Consider the following 614-nt stretch of genomic DNA (forward strand, 5'->3'; position numbering starts at 1 on the left):
CTCAACACGCAGCGGGCGTGCCGCCTGATCAAACAGGCGCGCAGTACCCACTACTATCGCAGCGTCAAGGATCCGCAAACGGCGTTACGCCATCGCATGCGGGAATTGGCGCATACCCGCGTGCGCTACGGCTACCGACGTATTCATGTGCTGCTCAAACGTGAAGGCTGGCGGGTGAGCAGGAACCGGGTGTATCGACTCTATGCCGAAGAGCAGCTGCAACTGCGCTCGAAGTTGCCCAAGCGACGCAAGATGGTGGTGTCGCGTCGGCAGCGCCATTCGCCGACGCGTCCCAACGAAGTCTGGAGTCTGGACTTCGTGGCGGACCAACTGGCCGACGGCACACGCCTTCGAGCGCTGACCGTGGTGGATGTGTTCAGCCGTGAAGCGCTAGCCATTGAAGTTGGCCAGCACCTGCGTGCGGAGGACGTCGTGTCCGTGCTGAATCGATTGGTGGCTCAACGCCGCGCACCCCGCTTACTGTTTGCCGATAACGGCAGCGAATTCTCGGGTCGCCTGCTGGATATGTGGGCCTACCGTAAGCGGCCAGCCAACCCGTCTTGACGAGCGAGTTTAGGCGGTGCTCAAGAGAGGCTGCCAGTGATGCGGCAGCA

Annotated in this window: 1 pseudogene; it reads left to right on the top strand. The window is 61.9% G+C overall.

Annotated elements, in window-relative coordinates:
* Positions 1-561, top strand: a pseudogene (locus tag AC3WLY_RS35205) (DDE-type integrase/transposase/recombinase); the annotation flags it as partial.
* Positions 562-614: the final 53 nt, after the last annotated feature.

The sequence above is a fragment of the Burkholderia sp. FW306-1C-G01B genome (assembly GCF_058781685.1).